At 68.0% G+C, this 24431-nt stretch carries 12 protein-coding genes; 1 reads left to right on the plus strand and 11 read right to left on the minus strand.

Features of this window, described 5'->3' with window-relative positions:
• Positions 1-140 precede the first annotated feature (140 nt).
• A complete protein-coding gene (locus tag FIV34_RS09160) occupies positions 141-1031 on the plus strand; it encodes a hypothetical protein (protein WP_139981807.1) in 891 nt (296 codons plus the stop codon).
• Here the strand turns inward: FIV34_RS09160 and FIV34_RS09165 are convergent.
• From FIV34_RS09165 to FIV34_RS09215, 11 genes are read right to left on the minus strand one after another with little or no spacing between them, the layout of a single operon-like run.
• Positions 920-2191: a hypothetical protein gene (locus FIV34_RS09165; RefSeq protein WP_246058789.1), complete on the minus strand. Its 1272-nt coding sequence runs from the start codon at positions 2189-2191 to the stop codon at positions 920-922. The genes FIV34_RS09160 and FIV34_RS09165 overlap by 112 nt on opposite strands.
• Complete coding sequence (locus FIV34_RS09170; protein WP_139981810.1) at positions 2188-3378, minus strand: glycosyltransferase family 4 protein; 1191 nt, start codon at positions 3376-3378, stop codon at positions 2188-2190. The genes FIV34_RS09165 and FIV34_RS09170 overlap by 4 nt, the downstream gene beginning before the upstream one ends.
• Positions 3375-4013 (minus strand): polysaccharide deacetylase family protein, encoded by a 639-nt coding sequence (locus FIV34_RS09175; protein WP_139981812.1) that lies wholly within the window; start codon positions 4011-4013, stop codon positions 3375-3377. The genes FIV34_RS09170 and FIV34_RS09175 overlap by 4 nt, the downstream gene beginning before the upstream one ends.
• Positions 4010-5182, minus strand: a complete 1173-nt coding sequence (locus FIV34_RS09180) for a glycosyltransferase family 4 protein (RefSeq protein ID WP_139981814.1) — start codon at positions 5180-5182, stop codon at positions 4010-4012. Before FIV34_RS09180 ends, FIV34_RS09175 begins: the two co-directional genes overlap by 4 nt.
• Positions 5179-6297 carry a glycosyltransferase gene (locus FIV34_RS09185; RefSeq protein WP_139981816.1) on the minus strand — a complete coding sequence of 373 codons (1119 nt, stop codon included), beginning with the start codon at positions 6295-6297 and terminating at the stop codon, positions 5179-5181. Before FIV34_RS09185 ends, FIV34_RS09180 begins: the two co-directional genes overlap by 4 nt.
• Positions 6294-7649: a phenylacetate--CoA ligase family protein gene (locus tag FIV34_RS09190; protein WP_139981818.1), complete on the minus strand. Its 1356-nt coding sequence runs from the start codon at positions 7647-7649 to the stop codon at positions 6294-6296. Before FIV34_RS09190 ends, FIV34_RS09185 begins: the two co-directional genes overlap by 4 nt.
• Positions 7646-8905, minus strand: a complete 1260-nt coding sequence (locus FIV34_RS09195; RefSeq protein WP_139981820.1) for an O-antigen ligase family protein — start codon at positions 8903-8905, stop codon at positions 7646-7648. Before FIV34_RS09195 ends, FIV34_RS09190 begins: the two co-directional genes overlap by 4 nt.
• The gene (locus tag FIV34_RS09200) at positions 8893-9990 is read right to left on the minus strand and encodes a polysaccharide deacetylase family protein (protein ID WP_246058790.1); all 1098 of its coding nucleotides are present in this window, start codon (positions 9988-9990) and stop codon (positions 8893-8895) included. Before FIV34_RS09200 ends, FIV34_RS09195 begins: the two co-directional genes overlap by 13 nt.
• A 5-nt stretch (positions 9991-9995) precedes the next feature.
• The gene (locus tag FIV34_RS09205; RefSeq protein WP_139981824.1) at positions 9996-11126 is read right to left on the minus strand and encodes a glycosyltransferase family 2 protein; all 1131 of its coding nucleotides are present in this window, start codon (positions 11124-11126) and stop codon (positions 9996-9998) included.
• A 31-nt stretch (positions 11127-11157) separates the two neighbouring features.
• Positions 11158-17544, minus strand: coding sequence for a non-ribosomal peptide synthetase (locus FIV34_RS09210; protein ID WP_139981827.1), 6387 nt, complete (start codon positions 17542-17544; stop codon positions 11158-11160).
• Positions 17541-24179 (minus strand): polyketide synthase, encoded by a 6639-nt coding sequence (locus tag FIV34_RS09215; RefSeq protein WP_139981829.1) that lies wholly within the window; start codon positions 24177-24179, stop codon positions 17541-17543. Before FIV34_RS09215 ends, FIV34_RS09210 begins: the two co-directional genes overlap by 4 nt.
• Between the last annotated feature and the right edge of the window lie 252 nt (positions 24180-24431).

A 24431-nucleotide genomic window follows, 5' to 3' on the forward strand; every position in this document is an offset into this window, starting at 1 on the left:
CTTCGCTTACAACGACCCTGCGAGCGCTGACCCGATCCGTTGGTGTGAAGTGACCGAACGGCGGCGGCAACACCGATAGGTCGCCTGCACGGTGCGTCTTAACCTGCCAGCTCCATCAGACGCACCACAGGGAGAGTCACATGAAACGTCGACGTCAAAAGAAAATGTTGGGGGACACTCGCCCCGAGCTGAACTATGACTGGAGCGCCACGGGCATGGCCCGCAACGTTCAGCCCTTTCCCGTTGAGATGCGGGTGATGTTGAAGCCCCGCTTGCGGCGGTGCCTGAACCCTATCGTCTTCCCCGATATCCTCAAGCGTGACGGCCTCACCCTGGCCTCATTGCTGGCCATGCCCAACCAGGAGCTCCTGGGCTTCGTTCCTGACTTCAAGGGGCTCCGGGTGGGCGACATCGTCACCGTGATGCTGCGACATCGTGAGACGAAGAAGGTGGTGGAGGCGGGGACGCTGACGATCGTCGAGAGTGCGTTCCCGCTGACGTTTCGTTTCAGTCGAAGCGTGCTCGCCCAGTTCGGTGTGAATGGTCGCATCGACTTCTTCTACGAAGTGCGCGCCGAGTACGGCAAGCTGACGGTGCGTTCGGACCCTACGGGGCTGATGGTGGTCCTGCACCATATTCCCGGCCGGATCACGGCGCCGGTGGTGTATACGGCCGTGGACGGTGTCATGCGGGTCGAGGAGACCGCCCAGGGGCTGGTGGTCGATATCCCTGCATCGCGGCCGTCGTGCAAGGGCGGCGACCGCGTGCGTATGCGCCTGGGCGACGCCTGGTTCGATACGCTCGTGCTGACGGACCTCGAGGCGATGCTGGAGCCGATGCTGAAGCTGCTGATCCGGCGCGAGGATATCCTGAGGCTGGCGGCGAGTGAGGGCGCTGCGCGGTTCTGCCTCGAACTTGCCTACGACATCGAGCGGGAGGGTTCGGTCAGCGCGTCCGGCTCCGTCATCGTGCCATTCGACGTCGGCTCGCTGCCCGAGGTTGAGCCCGAGGCGGAGCCGTCGATCAACTGATCCCGCGCGGCGTGCGGCGGGCGGGGTAGCTCGAAGTCACGGTACAGGCCCGGATTCCCTGTCATTCCTGCCTCGGCGGCCTTGGCGATGTTGTACATCTCCCGAGCCGTGACGTAGTGAAGGACATGGTTCGTGCCGTCGTTGTAGCGCTCTTCCAGGTACGTGTGCATCGCATCCACGGGCGCGCCCAGCAGCGTGTCCATGTCGCGTTCCTGGGTGCCGTGGGTGTGGATCTTGATGAAGATCCACTCCGGCCGGCCCTCGACGTGGATACCGGTGTCCACCCATTGGTCGACGCGATCGCGGGTGGGCGGGCAGCCCTTGCGGATGTCGGAGTTTTCGATGCGCGGAATGATGCCGAACCGACGGTTTTTCCAGTTCAGGCCGAGGACGCCCTGGATGAGAAGCAGGTCGCCGCTGGGCTTGCCGCCCACGCGCATCCGCACACCGGTGTCATGGCCCTTCGGCTTGCCGTGGCCGTCTTCGGCGTAATAAATCGCGTTCGACATGCGCGTCTGTGTGTCGCTGGGGGCGGAGGGCAGGGTGAAGTCGGCGTAGCAGCCGAGCTCGCGCAGCAGGGGGAGTTCGTTGTTGATGCCGCACCAGCGGCCATCCGGCCGGCTGTTGGCCAGGCACCAGTTGCCGTGGATGAAGGCGAACCGGAGCTGGCCGGTGACCGGGTCGCGCGGAAGCGCGCCGTGGCGCTCGTGGAGCAGGCGATTGAACCGGTCGATGGTGGCGACGAAGTTCTCGGCGGTGTCGTCGTCGTGGTGCAGGTGGATTTCGATTTCGCCGAAGCCGTCGGCGCAGAGGCTTGCGATCTTGTCCAGGTGCTCCTCCACATACTCTTCTTCCGGGTAGAAGAAGCAGTGCTGCGGCGGCCGCCCATCGGCGTCGCGGTGGCGGCTGGCCATCTCGCGGTATTCCTTGCACCAGCGGTCCACGCGGTGGCGCTGGCGGTCCATGTCCACACGGCCCCAGTTGGGCTCGAAGTGGTCCACGAAGCAGAACAGGATGTGCTTCGTGCCCTCGACCTTCGGTGCCGGCTTGCGGGTGAGGTAACCCCACAGCCAGTACTGCATGTTGCGGGCGCGGATGGCGATAGTCACGGCGGCGGCGAACAGCACGACGAGGCCGGCAAGGATCAGGAGGGCGATCATGCGGCAGCTCCGGCGGGTACGAGGGTCAGCAGCTGCTCGGCGTTATTGCGCCACTGGCGCTCGCTGGCGATGTAGTCACGGGCGGCCTCGCCGACGCGGCGGCATTCCTCGCCCCGGCTGGCCAGGGCGAGCACGAGCTCTACGCAGGCCGTCGCGTCACCCCGGGGGAATAGCCACCCGGTGTGACCGTCGGCGATGACCTCGGCCACGGGCGCGTAGTCGGGCGCGACCACGGCCACGCCCATGCCCATGAGCTCGAACAGCTTCATCGGCGAACCGTAATGGTTGGAGTTCGGGAGGACGGCGTAGTCCATGCACGCGATCCAGCTGGCGACCTCGTTATGGGGCACGCGGCCCGGCAGCAGCACGCGGTCGCTGAGGCCACGGGCGGCCACGAGGTCACGCACGGCAGGGAGCGTCTTGCCGTCGCCCACGAAGACCAGGGCCAGGTCGGGTGCGCTTTCCAGCTGGTTGGCGATCGCCTCGACGAACCCGTCGACCCCATGCCAGTGCGCAAAGACACCGATATGCCCGCAGACGGCACGCCCGCTGAGGCCCCGGGCGGCGCGCAGGGCGTCGCGATCAAACTTCGACGGATCGAAGCTGGGAAGGTCCACCGCATTGGGCGAGACCACCGAGGGCGCGATATCGCCATACGCCGCCGCGGCCTTGTCACGGAAATAGGTCGAGATGAATACAAGGCCGGTGGCCTGGTGGAAGCACCAGCGCTCCACCCGCTGCGCCAGCCCGCGCATGGTCAGGGGGCGCACGCGCTCCACCAGGGCGGAGTCGTTGATCTCCAGCACGATGGGGATGCCGCGGCGCCGCGCCATCCAGACGGTGGCGAAGAGGAACAGGGAATAGCGTTCATACACCAGCCGCGGCGGCGCGGCGCGCCATGCGCGCGACATCCGCACGAAGGTCACCGCGTTGTACAGCAGCTCGCAGAGCTCGAAGACCACACCCGGCAGCTTCGTCACCAGGCCAGCCAACCGTCCGTTACCCGCAGACGCCGCCGAAGCCGACGCACCACCCGCCGGCACCTCGTGATCATGCTCCGGATCCGCACCAGGGAACGACATCACCGCAACATCGTGCCCCAGCTCACGCAGCGCGTTGACGATGCCGCGGATATGCACGCCCTCGACATGGCGCCCACGCGTGCGGTGGTGGTAGAGGATATTCACGCGTTGCTTCCCGGCAGGGCATCGAAGCGCATGCCCTTGGCCAGCCACTCGGGCAGCAAGGTGTCCAGCGCATCGGCGGCCTTGTCGCTGTCGTCGTGCATCAGCACGATGTCACCCGCGGCGGGCGGATCGTTGCGCAGGCGGTCGATCAGCCATGAAATCGGCTGGTCCTGATAATCCAGGCTGTCGTACGACCAGTAGACGAAGCTGCGCTTGCGCCGCGCAAAGTGGACCAGCAGCTTGGCGCCGATATACCCATGCGGCGGGCGCATGCGGTGATGCGGTCGGTCGTCGAACAGGCGCAGCAAGGCGTCGGTGCGATACACCTCATCGAGCTGCTTGCGCAGGTTCATGTTGCGGAACGACCAGTGACTGTACGAGTGGTTGCCGATCATGTGGCCTTCGCCCACGATCCGCTGCACGATTTCCGGGTACTGCTCGATCTTCTCGCCGACCAGGAAAAAGCTCGCCTTCACGCCGTGGCGTGCCAGCACATCCAGCAGCTTGGGCGTGTGCGCCGGCTCCGGGCCGTCGTCGAAGCTGAGGTAGCAGGTGGCGTCCTGCTTCGCCCGGGTCATCAGCAGGCGTTCGGGAAGGAGGCCAAGCAGCTCGTGTTTCTTCGGTCGGCGGATCATACGTTCACACTCACGTTAACCGGCGCACCGGCAGTTACCCGCTCGAGCATGTGCTCAAGCCGGTCGATGTTGTCGTCCCAGCGGAAGGTCGCCGCATGCGCGGCAATGGCTTCGCTGTCTACATGGCGGCCGAGCATCTCAGCCAGGGCGCCGGCGAGAAGCTCGGGGTGGTGGGCCGGCACCAGGATGCCGGCGAAGGCGGGCACCACTTCCGGGATGCCACCCACCGCGGTGGCCACCACCGGCGTGCCGCAGGCCATGGCCTCGAGCACCACATTGGGCACGCCCTCGTTATGGCTGGGCAGGCACAGCAGGTCCGCCGCGCGGAACCAGTCGGCGAGCGCCGCATGAGCGACCGAATCCATGAAATGAACGGACGAGCCGCAGCATAGCGAGGCGGAACGCGACTCCAGGGTCGATGCGTCCGGGCCATCGCCGACGAAATACAGCCGCGCGTCACGCCGCTGTTTCGCCAGCAGCGGGAACGCGTCGATGAGGTCCATGCAGCCCTTGCTCACCTTCAGGTTGCCGGCGTACAGGATGATCGGTGCATCCAGTGGCAAGCCGAGGCGCTCGCGGGCGGCGGCACGATGTCCGCGACGGAACACGCGCCCGTCCACGCCGTTGTAAATGGTCTCGACGGCGTCGGGCCGCGCGCCAATCTCGATGGCCTTCGCGGCCAGGGCCTTGCTGACCGTCAGCACCGCTCCCGCACCGCGGAAGGCGTGGCGGATCTGAAGGCGGCGCAGCCGGGAGGAGGCCTGCACGTTGAGGTCGCTGCCGTGCACCTTCACCACGTACGGCACGCCGAGCAGCTGGGAAATCCATGCCGCTGCCGCCCCGTCGGGATACGCCCAGCTGGCCAGGATCACGTCGTAGCGGGCGCGGCGCAGCTCGCGGCCGCGCTGCCACATGACACAGGCGACGTAGCACAGCGCGTTGAGGAACCGGCCAATGCCCGGCGGGTGGTAAAACGTAAAATGGTCCCGGTTGACGTGGGGCACGTGCACCTGGCCCCTGGCGCCTGCCATCCGCTCGCGGAAGTCCACGGCGGTCAGCACGTCCACCTCATGCCGTTCGCCCAGCCGCTCGAACTGCTGCCGGTTAAACGTCCCCCGGCGCGGATCCCACGGGGTAGGGAAGAGGTTGGTGAGGACGAGGATCTTCACGGCACCGCTTCCATGTGGCCGAAGTACAGGCGCGTGTAGCGGGCCGCCATGGCCTGCAGCGAGCCGTTCTGCTCGACCCAGGTACGCGCCGCGCGGCCAAAGGCGAAGGCCTGCTGCGAGGCGTGCAGCATTTCCAGCATCGCGTCGGCCAGGGCCGGTGCGTCGCACGGCGGCACCAGGCGGCCGGTGGCGCGATCGCGGACGATCTCGGCGTTGCCACCCACGTCCGTCGCGACAATCGGAAGGCCCGCGGCGCAGGCTTCCAGCAAGGCCATGGAATAGCCTTCGGTCACCGACGAGAGGACGAAAAGGTCCAGCCCCTGGAGCAATTCATGCACGTCATCGCGGTCGCCCAGGAAGTGCACGCAGCCGGCGATGCCTTCATCAAACGCGCAGGCGCGCAGCGTTTCGCGAAGCTCGCCGTCGCCGATCAGCACCAGCACGGTATCGCGGCGATGGTGGCGTACGGCGCGGAAGGCGCGGATCAGGCTGGCCTGGTCCTTCGCCCAGTTAAGCCGGCCCACGGTGCCGATGATGCGCGTGCGCGTGGGTACGTTGATCAGTCGGGCGAGGCGCTCGTGCATCGCATCGTTGGCGACGTCGAAACCGTCCAGGCGAATGCCGTTCGGCACGACGCAGCATTTGCGCGCCGGGAACATGCCGCGGGTGACCGCGTCGGCGCGTGCCGCTTCACACACGGCGACCACGGTATCGGTCGCGGCCATGGCGCGGCGGAACAGCCACTCACGACGGCCGGGCTTTCGCGTGGCGCCCATGCCGTGGCGCGTGTTGACCACCTGGCGGATGCCCATGCCCGCCGTGGCGATCACGGCCTGGTAATGGGCCACCGCGTTATGGGTATGCAGCACCTCGGTGCGATGGCTGGCGATGAAATCGCGAGCCCGGCCAATGGCACGCAGGTCGACACCCGTGCGCTTCTCGCACGCGCGCACCGGGATGCCCTTGATCTCCAGCTCGGTGGCCATGGCCCCGCGCTCGAACAGGCACACCACCTGCACCTTGTGGCCCTCGCGGTGCTGCTGGGTCACCAGGTCGATGACCATGCGTTCCAGGCCGCCGCGATTCAGGTTTTCGACGACATGGGTAATGTTCACGAGGCCAGCTCCGAGACGGTAACGCGCAGCTTGCCGCTACGGGTGAGCGGGATGTCGTCGACGAAATGGCAGTGCAGCTCGGCGCTATCGCCCAGCACCTTCGCCACTTCGCGGCGGATATAGGCCAGCGACTCGTCGTCGAAACCGTCGCCACGCACGATGGAGAGGTCCAGCCGGTCGAGTTGCCGCTGCACGAGCTGGAAACGGGTCAGTCCGGGGACATCCTTGAGCATGTGCGGGAAGAACTCGCCCGGCAGCACGTGGCCTGCCGGCGTGCGGATCGCGTCGAGCTTGCGTCCGTCAATGCTGGCCAGCAGCGGCAGGCCGCGGCCACAGGCGCATTGGCCGTGGAAGTGCGTCGCCATGTCGCCGTTGACGTAGCGAATGAACGGCATGCCGTAATTGAAGAGGTCCGTGATGCAGACGTCGCCGCTGCCATGCTGGGTGGGCTTGCCATCGGTGCCCAGCGTCTCGACCATCAGGTGGTCGGCGTTCACGTGCAGGCCGTCGCGGTGTTCGCACTCGGAGGCGATGAGCATGAATTCGCGGCAGCCGTAGGTGTTGTAGACGGGCGCACCGACGGCGTGCTCGATGAGCTCGCGCTGGAACGGATGCAGGGCTTCGGCGGCACCAATGATCGAGACCGGGCGAGCCACGCGGCGGCGTTCCGCGACGAGGTACTGCGCCAGGCGCAGGAGCGGACCGACGTACGAGACGATGACCTCGGGCCGGTAGGCGTCGATGGCATCGGCGTACGAAGCGAGGTTGGACTCGGTCATCGCGAAGCTGTTGAGCTGCTTTCGCGCAAAGACGGTGTTGTACACGCGGTCCTTGAAGCGATGGGCGGCGCTCGGCTCACCGACCGCGCCACCCCACAGGAACAGCGTGCGCCGACCCATGCGTGAACCGGCCCAGCCGTAGCCACGCCACATCACGGCGACGCGACGGTCGTTGCTTTCGCGGGTGTAGCCAAAGCGCAGCGGTTCTCCGGTAGAGCCACCGGTGGCCTTGTAGGCCAGGCCATCCTTCAGCGACACCGCCTTCAGCGCGTCGTCATGCTCGCGGATATCGGCCTTGGTCAGGACCGGAAGCAGCGACACGTCCGACGGCTCGCGGATATCGGCAGGCGAGAGACCCATCTGCGCCCAGCGCTCGCGATAGAAGGGAACCTCGCGCTGGCACCAGTCCAGCAGCGCCTTGAAGCGGGTGAACTGCAGGTGGGCGATTTCATCGGCGGAGAGCCACTGCGCCTGCGCGTAGTCGCGCAGGTAGCGCGGGGTCTGCCGGCGGCGCAGGCCGCCCTCGTAGGCAGGCCACAACACCTTGCTCAGCAGGGGCTCGTAGACGCTCATTGGGTTCTCAGCAGGACGGCCACCAGCACGAAGAGGCCGGCGACACCGGCGAAGGCCGCTGGCACCCAGCGCCAGCCATCGCGGGAGAAACGGAAGGCCGGCAGCTCGGGCCAGCGCTGGCGGGCACCCACGTAATGGCCGGCGACCACGGCGGTGATCAGGTACAGCACCACCATGTAGCTGCGGCTCAGGAAGAACGCGGCGGCGAACAGGCCGCACAGCGACAGGAGCAGCGTCAGGGCCAGTTGCCGTTCCATTGCCCATTCCGCCTCACGCCCCGGTTCGTTGGACGCAGTATGCGGATGCCGGAGGATCGTCAACATCATCCAGAAGCCATAGCCTACAAAGGCAAGCCAGAGGATAAAGCCTAGAAAACCGGTCTCTGCGAGCACCAGCACGAAGGAGTTATGCGCGGTGAGCTCGTTGTACTCGGTGAAATTGCCCGGCCCCACGCCCAGCAAGGGGCTGTCGCGGAACATCTCCAGGCCCGCGTACCACGCGTCCACGCGGCCCGCGGCCGATTCTTCGCCGGCATCCAGCTCGTCCATGCGCGACGAGAGCAGCTTCAGCGCCACCAGGCCGGCCACGCCGAGCACGCCCGCCACCACCACGCCCTTGCGGTACCAGATGTAGCAGCCGGCGACGACGAGCACGGCCAGCAGGGCGCCGCGGGAATTGGTGAGGTAGGTGCCGTACAGCAGCAACAGGGCGCAGGCCAGCCAGAACCAGCGTGCCGTGGCGCCACGGCGGCCGAGGAACACGGCCATGGGGAAGGTTGCGGCAAACAGCAGGCCCAGGTCGTTGGGGTCGTTGAAGATGCCCACGTACTGGATGCGGTTGCCTTCGCCGATGGGGATGCCCGTCCAGCCCATGCCGGTCCGGGCCTGCTCCACGCCGTGCAGGGCCAGGACGGCGGCGCAGGCCACCAGGATGCCCATGGACACGCGCACGCGGCGCTGGGTGGTGCAGCAGGCGCCGAGGATGAAGAAGGCGATGACGACGGGGCCGAAGTGGGCCAGTTCGTCCAGCGCGCCGCCGGTCCAGCCGTTGCTCACCTGGGAGACCATCAGGATCAGCAGGAAGCAGGGCAGGATGATGAACTGCGGCGCCTCGAAGGTTTTTTCGCGCGACGGCAGCCAGGCAAGGAAGGCCAGGCCCAGCACCGCCGGCAGGATCGGCACGGTATCCAGCCCGGCGACGTAATCCTGCGGCCGGATGATGGTGAGGATGACGTACAGGAGGATCAGGGGGAACATGCCTGCTCCTGCGGTCCATGCGATTCATGGGCCGCGGTGGGGTAACTCATCAGCTGGGGCAGCGCCAGCATCGCGGCGAACCAGCCCGGGCCCATGTTGGCTTCCACGGGCAGGCGATACAGCGAATAGCGGTTCTCCGACGGCTCCGGGTTGGTGCCGCAGATGTAGCTGCAGGCCAGCTGGAAGCCGGCGTTGCGCGTGGCCGCGATCACCGCGTCGTTATAGGCGCGGTCGCCGCCCACCGGGTAGGACATGAGCACCGCCGGGTTGCGCAGTTCGCGATCGAGCGTGCGCTTGGAGGCCAGCACTTCCGCTTCCATCTCTTCGACGGGCAGGCGGGCCAGCATGCGGTGATGGACGCCATGCGAGCCAAACTCGAGGCCGGCCGCTTCCATCTCGCGGACCTGGTCCCAGGTCATCGGGCGGCAATCGATCGGGCGTGCGCCGGCCGAGGGCATGTTCCACTCGACCTCGAGGCGTTCGGTCATCGCGCTCTGGCCGTGCGCGTCGAGCCATTTCATGCGCAGCAGCACGTTGCCCGCGATACGCCGGCGCAGCGCGCGCTCCGGCGGCAGCACCACGTCGATGCCGAGCTCCGGCAGCACGAGACGCGGCGCCTTCGTCATCAGGATCATGTGCACCAGCCAGTCGTACAGATAGGGCTGGCCGCTGTCGATATGCCCGGTGGAAACGAAGAACGTCGCCGGCACGCCGAGCTCGTCGAGGATCGGCGCGGCGATGCGGTAGTTGTCGTCGTAGCCGTCGTCGAAGGTCACTGCCACGCTATCTGGCGGCAGGGCTTCGCCCGCGTCCAGGGCGGCCACCACGTCGGTCAGGCGGATGGGCCGGAAGTGCTTCTTCAGGCGGATCATCTGGTCGCGGAATTCGTCCGGCGGCGTGCTGATCAGCTCCATGTCGAATTCGTAGGTATCCGGATCCGGCAGCGGCATCACCCGGTGATAGGCGAGCACGCGCAGGTCGCGGTGCAGCCACGAGCGCACGCGTTGCAAGGAGTGCAGCAGGCCACTGGCGTAACACAACTCGCCAAGCCGTCCACGGATACCCGGAGCGCCACGTCCATTCATGTCGATCACCATAAGTGCAGCCTGCGATTACGGGCGAAGGCCAGGAGGGCCTGCGCGGCGAAAAGGTTGAGGTAGAAGAAGGCGACCGCGATGCGTGCCGGCATCCACCGGCCGAGCCCGGGGCGCACGCGCGCGGCGCCGACCAGGAGGGCACCGCCGCCGAGCGCGCAGAAGGCCAGGGCGTACATCGGGTGCCGGTTGAACAGGAAGCCGCTGCTCAGGGTGAGCGCCACGATCAGCCAGGGCGCGAGCAGGCGCAGCACCTTGTGGCTGACGAAGCGGAACCACAACGGGTTACGCCATGGCGAGAGCAGCCACGGCGCGAGCTGGATCAGCTGGAAGTTGCCGGCCAGCGTGCGGATCTTGCGCCGGCGCTCGGCCTCGGGTTCCTGCGAGGGCTGGTCCCAGGCCATTGCCTTCGGCTCGAAAACCACGCGCTTGCCCTGGGCGGCCACGCGCATCGGGATCAGCACGTCGTCGAGGACGGTGCCGGCCGGCAGCGGCTTGAACAGGGAACGGCGCATGGCATAGAGCGCGCCGCTGACGCCGATGGTGGAGCCGGTGAGGCTTTCGGCGTGGCGGATGAGCTTCTCGTAGCGCCAGTAGAAGTCCACCCCCTGGGCGAAGCCGGTGCGCACGTTTTCCATGTGCAGCTCGCCGCCCACCGCCCCGACGTCGGGATCGGCCAGGCTGGCCACCAGTTCCTTCAGGGCGGACGGTGACAGGCGCTGGCGGATGTCGGTCATCAGCAGCACCTCGCCGCGGGTGAGCGCGACGGCGTCGTTCACGCACGCGGCCTTGCCGCGGCGGTTCGGGAAGTCCAGCACCGTCAGTCGCGCGTCGGTGCTGCGGCGGGCGATGGTCACCGTGTTGTCGTGGCAGCCGTCGCAGGCGAAGACGATATCGATGAGTTCCGGCGGGTAGTCGAGCCCCTGCAGGTTGGCGAGCTTGGTGCGGATGTAGCGCTCGCCATCGTGCACGGCCACCACGATGCTCACCGTGGGCAGCCACGCCTTGCGAACCACCGGCCGTGGGCGCACGCGCGCCCACAGCCACATCAGCAGCGGATAGCCGGCGAACATGTGCACCAGCAGGAACGCCGAGGCCCAGCAGGCCCACCAGGCGATATGTGTCATGACGTCTCCCCCTGTCCGATGACGTCGTGGATCAACTGCGGCCGAACAGCTTGCCGAACAGGCCGCCGCGCCTGGCCGGCTGCTGCGCGGAAGGCGTCGCCACCGCGAGGTCCGCCGCCAGGGTGCCGAGCGTGCCGTTGGCGATGTCCAGCAGGTTCATCTGGATACCGGTCAGCTTCTGCACGCGCTGCGCCATGTCGACCGCCAGCAGCGAATGGCCGCCCACGTCGAAGAAGTTATCGCTGGTGCGGACCCGGGCCATGCCGAGCAGTTCCTGCCAGACGCCGGCCAGCAGGCGTTCGCTCGCGGTGCTGGGTTCGACGCTGTGGTTGTCGGTCATCGAGGCATCAGCGCGTTCGTCCGGCTGCGGTAGGGCATCCACGTCGGGCTCGCCCGTGGCCAGCATCGGCATGGCGTCGAGCAGCGTCACGTGCAGCGGCATGGACCACGCGGGCAGCTGGGCCGCCAGCGCGGCACGCAGGCCTTCGGCGTCCGGCTGGTAGCCCGGTGCGCCTACCGCGAAGGCGTCGATGTGCTGCTCGCCGAGGCGATTGGTCCGCGGCACCGCCAACGCGCGGACGATGCCCGTCTGTGCGTGGAGCACGGCTTCAATCGCCGCCGGTTCCACGTCCAGGCCATGGCGGCGGATGCGGCGGTCGTCGCGGTCCAGCACCTGGACCAGGCCGTCCGCCAGCCAGCGGCCGCGGTAGCCCGTGCGCAGGACGTGCTCGTCGCCAACCAGGTGGTCGGTGGTGGCACGCGTGCCGAAGCGTTGTGACAGCGCGGGGCCGGCCACGGCGATTTCGCCGGTGGCGCCGATCGGGCAGGGCTCGCCATCGCTGTCGAGGATCCAGATCTCGGTGCCGCCGAGGGGGCGGCCCGCATGCAGGGCGTCAGCGGCGCGCTCCACGCGGCCGCAGGTTGCCGCCGGTACGGTCATGGCATCGCCGAACAGCGTCCACAGGCCAGCCGTCGCATCCGCAATCCGCGTGGCGGTTTCCTGCGTGGGCGTGCCGCCCAGCATCGCCGCGCGCAGCTGGCCATCACCGGCCCAACCCTGCTCGAACAGCGTGTTCCAGGTTTCCGGCGAGGCGATGAAGCAGTCCAGGTCGTCGAGTTCGCCGCGGGCCAGTTCGTTGGGATCCTGCACCGACCACGTGGCGCCGCAACCCAGCGCGACGAGGGGCTCGATCAGCGACATCGGGTCGGCCGGCATCGCGTCGCCGCTAAGGCACTGGCCCGCGTCGACGGCCAGCGACTCTTCCAGGCCGTGGACGATGCTGGCGATCGCCGCGTGCGAGAGCGAGGCACCGTAGGCCTTGCCGTCACTGCCCGGCACGTGGAAAGCGATGGCGGCCGCGTCCGCGCAGGTGCGCTGGGCAAAGGTGTCGGTATCGCCGACGGTGGCTTCGAGTTCCGCGTGGTCGGCGTCCAGCCACAGCGCGCAGGCACGCGGCCAGTCGAGCGACGCTTCGAGGGACGCATCGCCGACCATGACCGTGGCCCGGCCATCCGCGACGATGTCGCGCAGGCGGGCTGCGGGGTAGCCGCGATCCATGAGCAGGGCGGTACCCCCGGTGAGGCCAATGGCGAGCAGGGCGGCGACACGGTCGAAGCCGGGCTCGACGCACAGGCCCACGACGGCGCCATTCACCGCGCCGCGGTCGCGCAGCAGGGTGGCCATGCGCAGGGCCTGGCCGATGAGCTGGGCGTACGTGTGCTTGCGCAGCCCGTGCACCACGGCCGTGGTGTTCGGCGTGCGCCGGGCCTGGTTGTCGACCAGGGCGAACAGATCCGCCGGCAGCGGCGAACCACCGCAACCGGTGTTCCAGGTGCGCATCCGCTCGCGCTCCGGCGCACTGGCGGCCGTGAGCTGGCCGACGGCGATGGACGGGTTCTGCGACACGACATGCATCATGTCGAGGTAGCGCTCGCGCATCAGGCGCGCGGTGCCGGCCTGGAGCAGGTCGGCGTTGTACGTGACGCCGCCGACCATGCCGCGATGGCCTTCCAGGAACCACATGCCGAGGTCTTCGGTGGCGCCGCTCTGGAACAGCAGGATCTGTTCGTGGCTGAGGCCACCCCAGTCCGTCGCGCGCTGGCGGGCATCCTGGAAGGAGAACAGGGCCTGGTACAGGGTGGCACCCGCGCCGTGGCCCACCTTCAGCTCGCGCTGCAGGTATTCCAGCGGCACATCGGGTGAACCGAAGGCGTCGATCGCCGTGCGCTTCACGTGGCGGACGAATTCCAGGAACGACAGGCCCGGATCGACGTGCACGTGCAGCGGCAGCAGGTTGTTGAAGTAGCCCATCACCGATTCGACTTCGGTCTGGTTGCGCGCACGCACCGGCGTGCCGACGACCAGATCGCGTTGGCCGGCCGAGCTGGACAGCATGGTGAAGTAGAGGGCGAGCAGGGTCATGTTGAGCGTGGCATCCGCCTGGCGGGCCACTTCGTGCATCGCATCGGTGTGCTCGCGCGACACATGGATCCACTCCGTGCGGCCCACGCCGGACATGCCCGGGCGGCGCGGATAGTCGGTCGGCAGCGCGTGTACGTCACCGACCAGGGCCAGGCGCTCGCGCCAGAACGACAGCTGGGTCTGGAACGCGGGTGACTCCAGCCAGTCCGCATGCCACTCGGCGAAATCGCCGTAGGTCACCGGCAGCGCCGCCAGTGGCGAGGGCTGGCCGTTGGCGAAGGCGCGGTACAGCGCGGAAAGCTCGTTGCAGAAGATGTCGAACGACCAGCCGTCCCAGATGATGTGGTGCGGCATGAAGAACAGCGCGTGCTCGTCGGCGGCCAGCTTGAACAGGCGGGCGCTGAACAGCGGCGCCGTCTCCAGGTTGAACGGCGTGTCGGTGAGCTCGCGCAGGCGCGCCATCAGCTGCTCGTCGCGCTCGGCTGGCGGCAGGTGGCTGAGGTCCTCGGCGGGGAACAGCGGGTAATTCAGCTGCGCCTGTACCACCTGCATGACGTCGGAGCCCATGTCGCGGATGGCCGTGCGCATGCTCGGCTGCCGCTGGATCAACGCCTGGAAGGCCATCTCGAACGCGTGCTCATCGAGCTTGCCGCGCAGGCGGTGAGCCGACGGCGCGTTATACGTGACGCGACCCGGGTGCATCCGCTCCAGCGCCCAGAGTCGGCGCTGCATCAGCGACAGCGGCGCGTGGTCCTGCTCCGCGTCGGTGCGATGGTGGATCGGCTCGGCGGCGGGCGTGCTGCCGCTGGCCACCTGGGAACCGATGGCGGCGGCGAGCTGCTCGATCGTCGGGGCGTCGAATAGCGTGCGGAAGGACAGGGTGATGCCGAACTCGCGGTTCAGCCGGGCGGTGAGCTGCGCGGCCAGCAGTGAATGGCCGCCGAGGGCGAAGAAGTCGTCGCGCACGTCCAGGTCGGGCAGGCACAGCGTGGCTTCCATGGCGCTGGCGACGCGGCGCTCGTCCTCATTGCGCGGCGCGATGCGCACGCCGGCTTCCGCCAGCGAATGCGCCATCGGTGCCGGCAGGGCCTTGCGGTCGATCTTGCCGTTCGGCAGCAGCGGAATCGCATCAAGCACCATGATGTGCTGCGGCACCATGTAGTCGGGCAGGCGCGAGCGCAGGCGGGCACGCAGGCTGTCTTCGTCCAGCGACAGGCCGTCATGGGCGACGACGTAGGCGACCAGGCGCACGTCGCCCGGGCGGTCCTCGCGGGCGATGACGACGGCGCGAGCCACTTCGGCCACGTCCGCCAGCACGCATTCGATTTCGCCCGGCTCGATGCGGTAACCGCGCACCTTCACCTGGAAGTCCAGGCGGCCGAGGTGTTCTAGCATGCCGTTGGCGAGCCAGCGGCCACGGTCCCCGGTGCGGTACATGCGCGAGTCCGGCATTTCGGACCACGGATCGGGCACGAAGCGTTCGGCGGTGAGTTCAGGACGGTCGAGGTAGCCGAGCGTGACGCCGGCGCCACCGATGTGGATCTCACCCGGCACGCCGAGCGGGCAATGGTTCCCCTGCTCGTCGAGGATGTGCACCGTCGTGTTGGCGATGGGGCGACCGATGTAGATGCCTTCACGCGGATCGGAAACACGCCAGTACGTGGAATACACGGTGGTCTCGGTGGGGCCGTAGCCGTTCCAGACTTCGCCGCAGCGGTCGAGCAGGGCCTCGGCCAGGTCGACCGGCAGCGGCTCACCGCCGGAGACGGAACGGAACGCCGGGCGGCCGTGCCAGCCGGCATCGACCAGCAGGCGCCAGCCGGCCGGCGTGGCCTGCATCATGGTGGCGTCGCTTTCTTCGATGAGGCGGCGCAGCTGGGCGCCGTCGCGCACATCGTCACGACCGGCGATCACGATCTCCGCACCGCTGGTCAGCGGCAGCATGAGCTCCATGAAGGCGATGTCGAACGACAGCGTGGTGACCGCCACCAGGCGGTCGTCCGGCGCGATACCCGGCACGCGCTGCATGCTGGTGAGGAAGTTGGCGGCGGAGCGATGCGGCACGCGCACGCCCTTCGGCCGGCCCGTGGAGCCGGAGGTGAAGATCACATAGGCCACGGAATCGGGCGTCGCGGCCTTGCGGTTGCGCTCGGGGCGGTCGATCGAGGCATGCACCACTTCGTCGCTGTTGAGCGCGAGCACGCGCTCAAGGTCGAAGGGGAACGAGAGCGGCGTGTCGTCATCGACCACCAGCGCGGCGAGGGCGGCATCTTCGGCCATGAAGGCGAGGCGGTCGGCGGGGAAGGCCGGATCCAGCGGCACGTAGCCGGCGCCGGATTTCATGACGCCCAGCACGGCGGCCACCATGTCCAGCCCGCGCGCGAGCGAAATGCCCACCAGCGAGCCGTGGCCGATGCCACGCTCGCGCAGGCTGTTGCCGATGCGGTTGGCGCGCGATTCCAGTGCGGCGTACGTCAGGGAGCGGTCGCCATAACGCACGGCGGCGCGCTCGGGCGCGCGGTCCACCTGCTGCTCGAAGAATTCGTGGGCCAGGCGCAGTTCGGGGAACGGCGTCGGCGCCGGTTGCAGGGCGGCGAGTTCGCGGTAGACAGCGTCGGAGACCAGCGGCAGCTTCGCCACGGGCTCGGCCGGACGCAGTGCGGCCTCGCGCAGCAGCATGGCGTAGGCATCCAGCCAGCCCTGGATCGTCGCGCCTTCGAACAGATCCGCGTTGTACTGGCACTCCAGGCGCAGGGCGCCGTCGACCTGCACGGCGTTGATGAAGAGTTCGAAGTTCTCGTACTCGCGCGGGATGGCATCCACGCTGAAACGCAGGCCGGGGAAGCGCACGGTGCTTTCGTCGAGCACGGCGTCCAGGTTGAACAGTACGCTGACCAGCGGCAGGCGCGAGGGGTCGCGTGTCATCGACAGCTTCGGCAGCAGGCTGCCGAGGGTGTAGCGCTGGTGTTCAAAGGCGTCGAGCAGGTCGTTGCGCACCGTGCCGAGCACGCTGGCGAAGCTGGCGGTATCGTCGATGCGCGCACGCAACGGCAGCACGTTCACCGCATGCCCCACCAGGGTATCCAGGCCTTCGGCGGCCTGGCCCGCGGTCGGGATGCCGATCACCACGTCGTCCTGCCCCGCCACGCGGCGGAGCAGGAGCGCGAAGCCGGCCAGCAGGGTGGCGTAGAAGCTCGCCCCGCTGGCGGCGCCGAGGCGCTTGATGGCGGTGACCTCGGTGGCATCGAGCGTGCGGTCTTCGCGCCGTGAGGTAAACGTACGGCGGCGCGGACGCGAGCGGTCGGTCGGAAGATCCAGTGCTGGGGCCGTGCCGGCAAAGCGGGCAAGCCAGTACTGTTCATCGTCGCGTGCCGTTCCCGTACCAGCGTGCGTGGCCTCGGCCAACGCGAAGTTCGAGAACGCGTGCGCGGGAGCCGGGCCGGGGCCCTGGCCAGTGCGCTGCGCGTAAAGGGCGGCGAGATCGCGCACGATCACGCCGAACGACCAGCCGTCGCACACGATGTGGTGGGCGGCGACGGTGAGGATGTGGCGGTCCGGCGCCATGCGGAAAAGCTCCGCGCGGACCATCGGCCCATGTTCAAGATCAAACGGCGTGGTGACGATGCGCGAGTACGCCGCCATCAGCCGCGCGTCGCTTTCAAACGGGGCGAGCAGGCCCAGGTCGTGGAAGGCGATGGGCAACGCCGCGTGGTCGGCGATGAACAGGCTTTCGCCGTCGCCGCTCAGCGTGGAGCGCAGGGCTTCGTGGCGGTTCACCACCTCCTGCAGTGCCGCTTCGAGAGCCGGGACGTCGAGCAAGCCCTTGAGGTTGATCGCTACCGCTTCGTTGTACGCCAGCGAGGCTTCCGGCTCCAGCCGGGATGCCAGCCACACCTCGCGCTGGGGTTCCGTCGTCGGCACCAGGTGCGCGACGGAGGCTCCGGCGAACGGGTCATAGTCGACCGCCGTGGCGGCGGCCAGCTCGTTAGGCGTCATGCGGTTACCCTCAGGTACTTGCCCGGCGCATCCGGGTTGGGAACGAACCACGCGGGCTGGCCGTCCGGATCCTTGCCGAGCCGGGCACCCGGCATCGGCGGCAGGTTCGGATCGAAGGCGGCAGCGTCGCGGTGGCGCGGCAGGAATTCCGCTTCCTGCATTTCAAGGATCGATTCGCGGAACGCGTTCGTGATGGCAGCGAAATCTTCCTCACGATGCGCGGTGGTAAAGAAGCAGGGGAAGTTGTCCAAAATGTGGATGCCGCGGCTGCGCATCATCGCGAACAGCAGGTCCTGCAACGGGTGGTCTTCGGTAAACGTGGTCTTCCACACCGAGGCGAAGTGCACCACCTTGATCGGCGCGCCGACGCTTGCGCAGAAGTCGTTCATGGCGGCGGCCATCGCAGTGACCTTGCCGTTGAGCGTGGCCTGCAGGTCCGGGCCCTGCTCGGTGAGGTGGTTCAGCACGGCGTGCGCCGCGGCCAGGGCCAGCGGATGGCGCACGAAGGTGCCGGCGAAGTAGGTGACGCCGACGGTCGGTACGGAGGCATCCCCGAAGCGCCAGTCGCCGCCGTCCAGCGCGTCCATGAAGCGACGCTTGCCGGCGATGACGCCAATCGGGAAGCCTCCGCCGACGACCTTGCCGTACGAGGCCATGTCCGCATCGATCCCCAGCACCTGCTGGGCACCGCGCGGGTGGGAGCGGAAACCGGTGACCACTTCGTCGAAGATCAGCAGCGAGCCGGCCTCTTCGGTGATCGCACGCAGCTCCTGGAGGAACTCCACCGGCTGGAAGTCCGGGCGGCGGCTCTGTACCGGTTCGACCAGCACGGCGGCGATTTCATGCGCGCGCTCGCGGATGATCGCCAGCGATTCCGGCGTACCGTAATCGAGCACCAGCACGTGTTCGGAGGTGTTGCGCAGGATGCCCGGCGCCGCGGGGACGGACTTGAGCTTCTTGGTCCCGCGCACGATCACTTCGTCGAAGATGCCGTGGTAGGAACCGGTGAAGATCACCAGGGTGTCGCGGCCGGTGACGGTGCGCGCGACACGCACGCAGCCCATCACGGCTTCGGAGCCGGTGTTGCACAGCGCCGCGCGGTCGAAACCGGTGAGGTCGCAGACCTGCTTCGCCACGGTGCCGGCAAGCGGATGCTGCGGGCCGATTTCATAGCCGGCGTCCAGCTGGCTGCGTACGGCATCCAGCACGAAGTCGGGCTGCCAGCCGAACAGGTTCATGCCGAAGCCATTGAGGGCGTCGACGTATTCGTTGCCGTCGAGATCCCATACCTTCGGGCCCTTCGAGCGTTCCACCACGATCTGGTAGATGATTTCCTTCAGCAGCGGACGGAAGCCGTTGACCACGCGCGGGTCGGCCAGGTGGCCGCGATGCTCGGTGGTGTAGGCCTTGGAGGCCTTGGTGCGCTCGATGTAGCGGCGCATGAAGGCGTCCAGGCGGGCGCGCTGGCGGTTGCTGAGTTCGGTGCCGCCGGTGTGGATGCGGGCGATGGCGCCGAAGGCTTTCTTGACGTCGTAGGTGGTGTGGGTAAGGGCGGCTTCTTCGGCGTCGGTAGGCGCGCTCGGTGCCACCGGTTCGGCCACGGCGGCGTTCGCCACCGCTACCGGCGTCGGCATCGGTGCCGCAACCGGCGGCGAAGCGATCGCGGCCGGGGCGGCGGCACCCGACAGCAACGCCAGCTGGTCCCGCATGATCTGCATCTGCTGCGCGATCACGTCCTGGATCAGTCCACCACTGGCTGCGATAGGCGCAGCCGGTGCCGCCGCCATGGCCGGTGCGGCTTGCGCCGGGGCCACGGGTGCCGCCGGCGCGGTTTCCGCCGGCAGGAGACGATCGATGTGCGCCGCGAGGCGCTCGAACGAAGAGCAACCGTCCATCAGTTCGCGGAAGGTGATCTTCAGGGCATAGGTTTTCTGCAGCTGCAACGCCACCTGGGTGAGCGAGAGCGAATCCAGCCCCAGCTCAACGAAGTTGGCACCCGGGTCGATGTTCTCGAGTTCTGTGCCCGAGACGTCCTCGAACAGGGCCACCAGCTCGGTGACGAGTCGCTGCGGACGGGCAGAGGCGGCGGGCATCGGCATGGCGGGCTCCACAAATGGGTTCAGGGTTTCAGTTGAAAGGTTGTCTGGCAGCGGCAGGCCTGCGGCGATCGTCGTCACGGAGGCCGGGATGCGTGCATCCACCCAGTGGCGCTTGCGTTCAAACGGATAGGTCGGCAGGCGCACGCGGTGGCGATGCTCGCGATGGTCCAGGGCATCCGTGTTCACGGCGACACCGGCGGCCCACAGCGAGCCCGCGGCGTTGAGCATCGCTGCGCGCTCTTCGCCGGCGTTGTCGCCAAGCGAGGCAATGAAGGTGCGGCCCCGGGCCTGGGCATGCTGGCGGCTCAGCTGGGTGAGGCTGCCGCGCGGGCCCACTTCCACGAAGGCGTGCGTGGCCTCATCGAGCGCATGCAGCAGCGCGGGCGAGAAGCGGACGGTGTGGCGCAGGTGATGCGTCCAGTAGGCCGCCGAGGTGGCCTCGGCGTCGCTCAGCGGCAGGCCGGTGGCCGTGGAGATGATCGGCAGGCGCGGTGCGTTCAGCGGCGTGGCGCTGACCTCGGCCTGGAAGGCGTCGAGCACCGGATCCATCATCGCCGAATGGAAGGCGTGCGAGGTGTGCAGCAGGCGGCAGGCGACGCCCTCCGCCTCCAGCGCGGCGCGGAAGGTATCCACGTCGGCGTGCGTGCCCGAGACCACCGTGGCATTGGGGGCGTTCTCGGCGGCAAGGGACAAAGTGCCCGGAAGCCGCGCCCGCAGTTCGGCGGCCCCCAGGCGAACGGAAAGCATGGCGCCCGACGGCAGCGCCTGCATCAGGCGGCCGCGGCGGGCGACAAGGCGTGCGGCATCGGCCAGCGGCATCACGCCGGCCAGCACGGCGGCGGTGAACTCGCCGACGCTGTGCCCGATCATGGCCACCGGCTGCACGCCCAGGCTCATCCACAGGCTGGCGAGTGCGTACTCCAGGGCGAAGGTGGCCGGCTGGGTCAGCGCGGTGGCTTTCAGCGCTTCGGCGTCGTCATCGAACATGCGCTCGCGCAGGTCAAAGCCGAGCTCGTCGCGCAAGGCACAGGCCACGTCGTCGATGGCAGCGCGGAACACGGGTTCGGTGGCGTGCAGTTCGCGGCCCATGCCGGCGTACTGCGAGCCCTGGCCCGGGAACAGGAAGATGACGCCCGGTGCCGGTGTGCTGCAGGTATGGCAGATGGCCGCCGCCGCGATATCGCGAAGGCGCGCTTCGGCATCGGTGGCACTGACGGCCACCACATGCGTGCGCTGGCCGAAGGCCTTGCGGCCACGGGCCAGGGTGAAGGCGGTATCGGCAAGGTTGCCGTCCGGATGCATGGCGAGGTGATCCGCCAGGCGTGCCGCCGCGGCAGCGAGCGCCGCGGGCGTGCGCGCGGAGAGGGTGAGCAGCTGCGCGCCCGTGGCGGCATCGGACGGCGTCCGCGCCGGCGCTTCTTCAAGGATCACGTGGGCATTGGTACCGCCCACGCCGAACGAGCTGACGCCGGCGAGCAGCGGGCCGGCGCTCTGCCAGGGCCGCAGCGTGTCGTTGACGACGAAGGGCGAGGCCGCGAGGTTCAGGCGCGGATTCGGGGCAGTGAAATGCAGCGACGGCGGCAGGCGGCGCTCGGTCATCGCCATGGCCGTCTTGATCACGCCCGCGGCCCCGGCGGCCATCACCAGGTGGCCAACGTTGCTCTTCAGTGAGCCGATGGCGCAGAAGCCGCTGTCGTTGGTGGTCTGGCGGAAGGCCTGGGTGAGGCCTTCAATCTCGATGGGATCGCCCAGCGGCGTAGCGGTACCGTGCGCTTCGACGTAGGAGATGTCGCGAGCTTCCACGCCGGCGTTGTCCAGCGCCATGGTGATCACGGCGGCCTGGCCGGCGGCGTTCGGCGCAGTGAAGCTGGCTTTCACCGCGCCGTCGTTATTCACGGCGGCGCCGCGGATCGTGGCGTAGATCGGATCGCCATCGCGGAGCGCATCGGAAAGGCGCTTCAGCAGCACCACGGCGGCGCCGTCGCTGAACACGGTGCCCTGCGCGTTCACATCGAACGTGCGGGTGTGCCCGTCGGGCGAGAGCATCGAACCTTCCTGCGCGATGTAGCCGCTGTTCGGCGGGCAGGCGATCGACGAACCGCCGGCGAGGGCCATGTCGCAGCGGCCGGCACGCAGGGCGTCGAACGCCTGGGTGATCGCGACCAGCGAGGTGGAGCAGGCGGTGTTGACGCTGATCGCCGGGCCGGTGAGGTTGAGCTTGTGCGCCACGCGGGTGGCGACATAATCCTTCTCGTTGCCCAGCATCACCTGGAAGGCACCGAGCTTTTCAATCAGGTCGGGACGGCCGCTGATGTGCTTCTGGAAGTAGGTGGCGTTGTGCATGCCACCGAACACGCCCACGGGCGCGTCCTGCCCGTCGGGCACGTAGCCCGCGCGCTCCATGCACTCCCAGCACAGCTCCATGAACAGGCGCTGCTGCGGGTCGGTCAGTTCGGCTTCGCGCGGGGACATGCCGAAGAACGGCGCATCGAAATCGCCGACGTTATCGACGATGCCGCGGGCAAACACGTAACCCGGGTCGTCACGGTCGGACGCCGGCACGGCCGGGTCCAGCTCATCGGGGGCGAAGAAGCGGATGGATTCGCGGCCTTCGCACAGGTTGTCCCAGAACGTTTCAACATCGGGCGCACCGGGGAAGCGGCCGGCCATGGCGATGATCGCCACCGGCTCGCCCGCCGCCGGCGCGCCACTCGCCAGGCGTCCTGCCAGGGCCTGGCGGGTGGCGCGCCCCTCGATCGTGGCCGCGACGGCAGCCGGCGTCGGCTCCGCGAAGAAGCCCACGAGGGTAGGGACGGCGGAAAGCTCCGCGTGGATCCGCGCCACGGCACGCGTCGCCAGCAGCGAATTACCGCCGAGGTCAAAGAAGTTGTCTTCGCGGCCGACGCGTTCCACGCCGAGGGTTTCCGCGAAGACGGTGCAAAGGGCAAGCTCGGTATCACCGCGCGGGGCGACGAATGCCGCCGCCAGCTCCGGCCGGGCACGATCCGGCGCCGGCAGCGCCTTGCGATCGAGCTTGCCATTGGCATTGATCGGCAGGGCCTCCATCCGCACCCAGGCCGTAGGAACCATGTATTCCGGCAGCGTCTGCGCCAGCTGATCCCTGTACGAGCGCGCTTGCGCGCGACTATCGGTGTGATCCGCCACCACGTAATACGCCACCAGCCTCTTATCGCCAGGCTGGTCTTCCCGTGCAATCACTGCTGCCGCCGCAACCCCCGGCAGCGCACGCAGCGCAAACTCAACTTCACCCGTCTCAATCCGATACCCGCGAATCTTCACCTGCCCGTCCACCCGGCCGATAAACGCCAGGTTCCCATCAGGCAGGAAGCGCACCAGGTCGCCCGTGCGGTAGAGCATCCCGTGCTCGGAGGCGACAAAGCGCTCGGCCGTCAGCTCCGGCCGATTGAGGTAACCGCGCGCCACGCCGGTGCCACCGATGTAAAGCTCACCCACCTCGCCATCGGCGACGGGCTGGCGGTTTTCATCCCACACATGCAGCGAGGTCTCGCCGATGGGCATGCCGATGGGAATGGCCCCCGCGTCATCCGGCAGTTCATGCGGAATACGGTAGGTGGTGGTGAAGGTGGTGCACTCGGTCGGGCCGTAGCCGTTCATCAGCGTGGTGGCCGGCAGCGCCGCGAGCGCCTTGCGCACATGCGGCACCGAAAGCGCCTCGCCACCGGTCAGGATGCAGCGCAGGCCCGCGAGGTTGGAGGCGTCATCGTCGACAATCGCATTGAACAGGGCGGCCGTCAGCCAGGCAATCTCAGCACCATGCGTCTCCACGGTGCGGGCAATGCCACACCCGGTCGGCACGCGCTGCTGGTAAACCACGCAGGTACCGCCATTCAGCAGCGGCCCGAAGATTTCCAGGGTCGACGCATCAAAGCCCAACGGTGCCGCATGCAGGATCCTCGGCGCATCAAAATCAATGTAGTCGGATTTCAGGACGAGCCGGAGAATGGATTTATGCCGAATCTCCACGCCCTTCGGCGTCCCCGTGGACCCCGACGTATACATGGCATAAGCCAGGTCATCGCCCGTGCCGTTGTAGGAGCGCGCTTGCGCGTTTACGCCCTTTAGGGTGCGACCGTACCCCGCCACCGCCTCGAAATCCCCGAACCCAAACACCGGAACGTCAGCCACTTCCATGGCCGACGGCTCATCCGCAATGACAGCCGCGACATCCGCATCCCGCAGTGCGAACCCAACCCGCTCAGCCGGCCACGAGCCATCGATGGGCAGGTAGGCCGCACCGGCCTTCAGCACCCCAAAGACCGCCACCACCGCCAGCGCCGACCGCTCCATCAACAACGCAACGTACGACCCGTTCTCCACCCCTGCCGCCATCAACCCCGCCGCAACCACATCGCTGCGTGCATCGAGCTCGGCATACGTCAGCGTCAGGTCATCCGAGGCAATCGCCACCCGTTCCGGGAACTGCGCAGCCATCCGCGCAAAGCGCGCCTGCACCGTGGCATCAAGGGAAACATCCGGGAGAAACAGTTCATTCATGGCCACGCCCCGTGCTGCTGGACCGGCGCCGGGACGACATAGGCCGGATGGCCAGGGCAACGGAAAACCGACCCGCCAAACCGGCCGGCAAGCCCTTCCGCCTCCCCTGGTCCCTCAAGCCCCGCTTCATCCCGTCCGCGTTCATGCGATTCCCCGTGATCTTGCGCAGCCTTTGTAAGAACTGCGCTCGCGGGATCATTTATAGGCTTTGGCCGGGGTGGGGCCTATACAACTGGCGCGCTAGCCGGGGGT

This window comes from Luteibacter pinisoli, assembly GCF_006385595.1.
Taxonomy (GTDB): domain Bacteria; phylum Pseudomonadota; class Gammaproteobacteria; order Xanthomonadales; family Rhodanobacteraceae; genus Luteibacter; species Luteibacter pinisoli.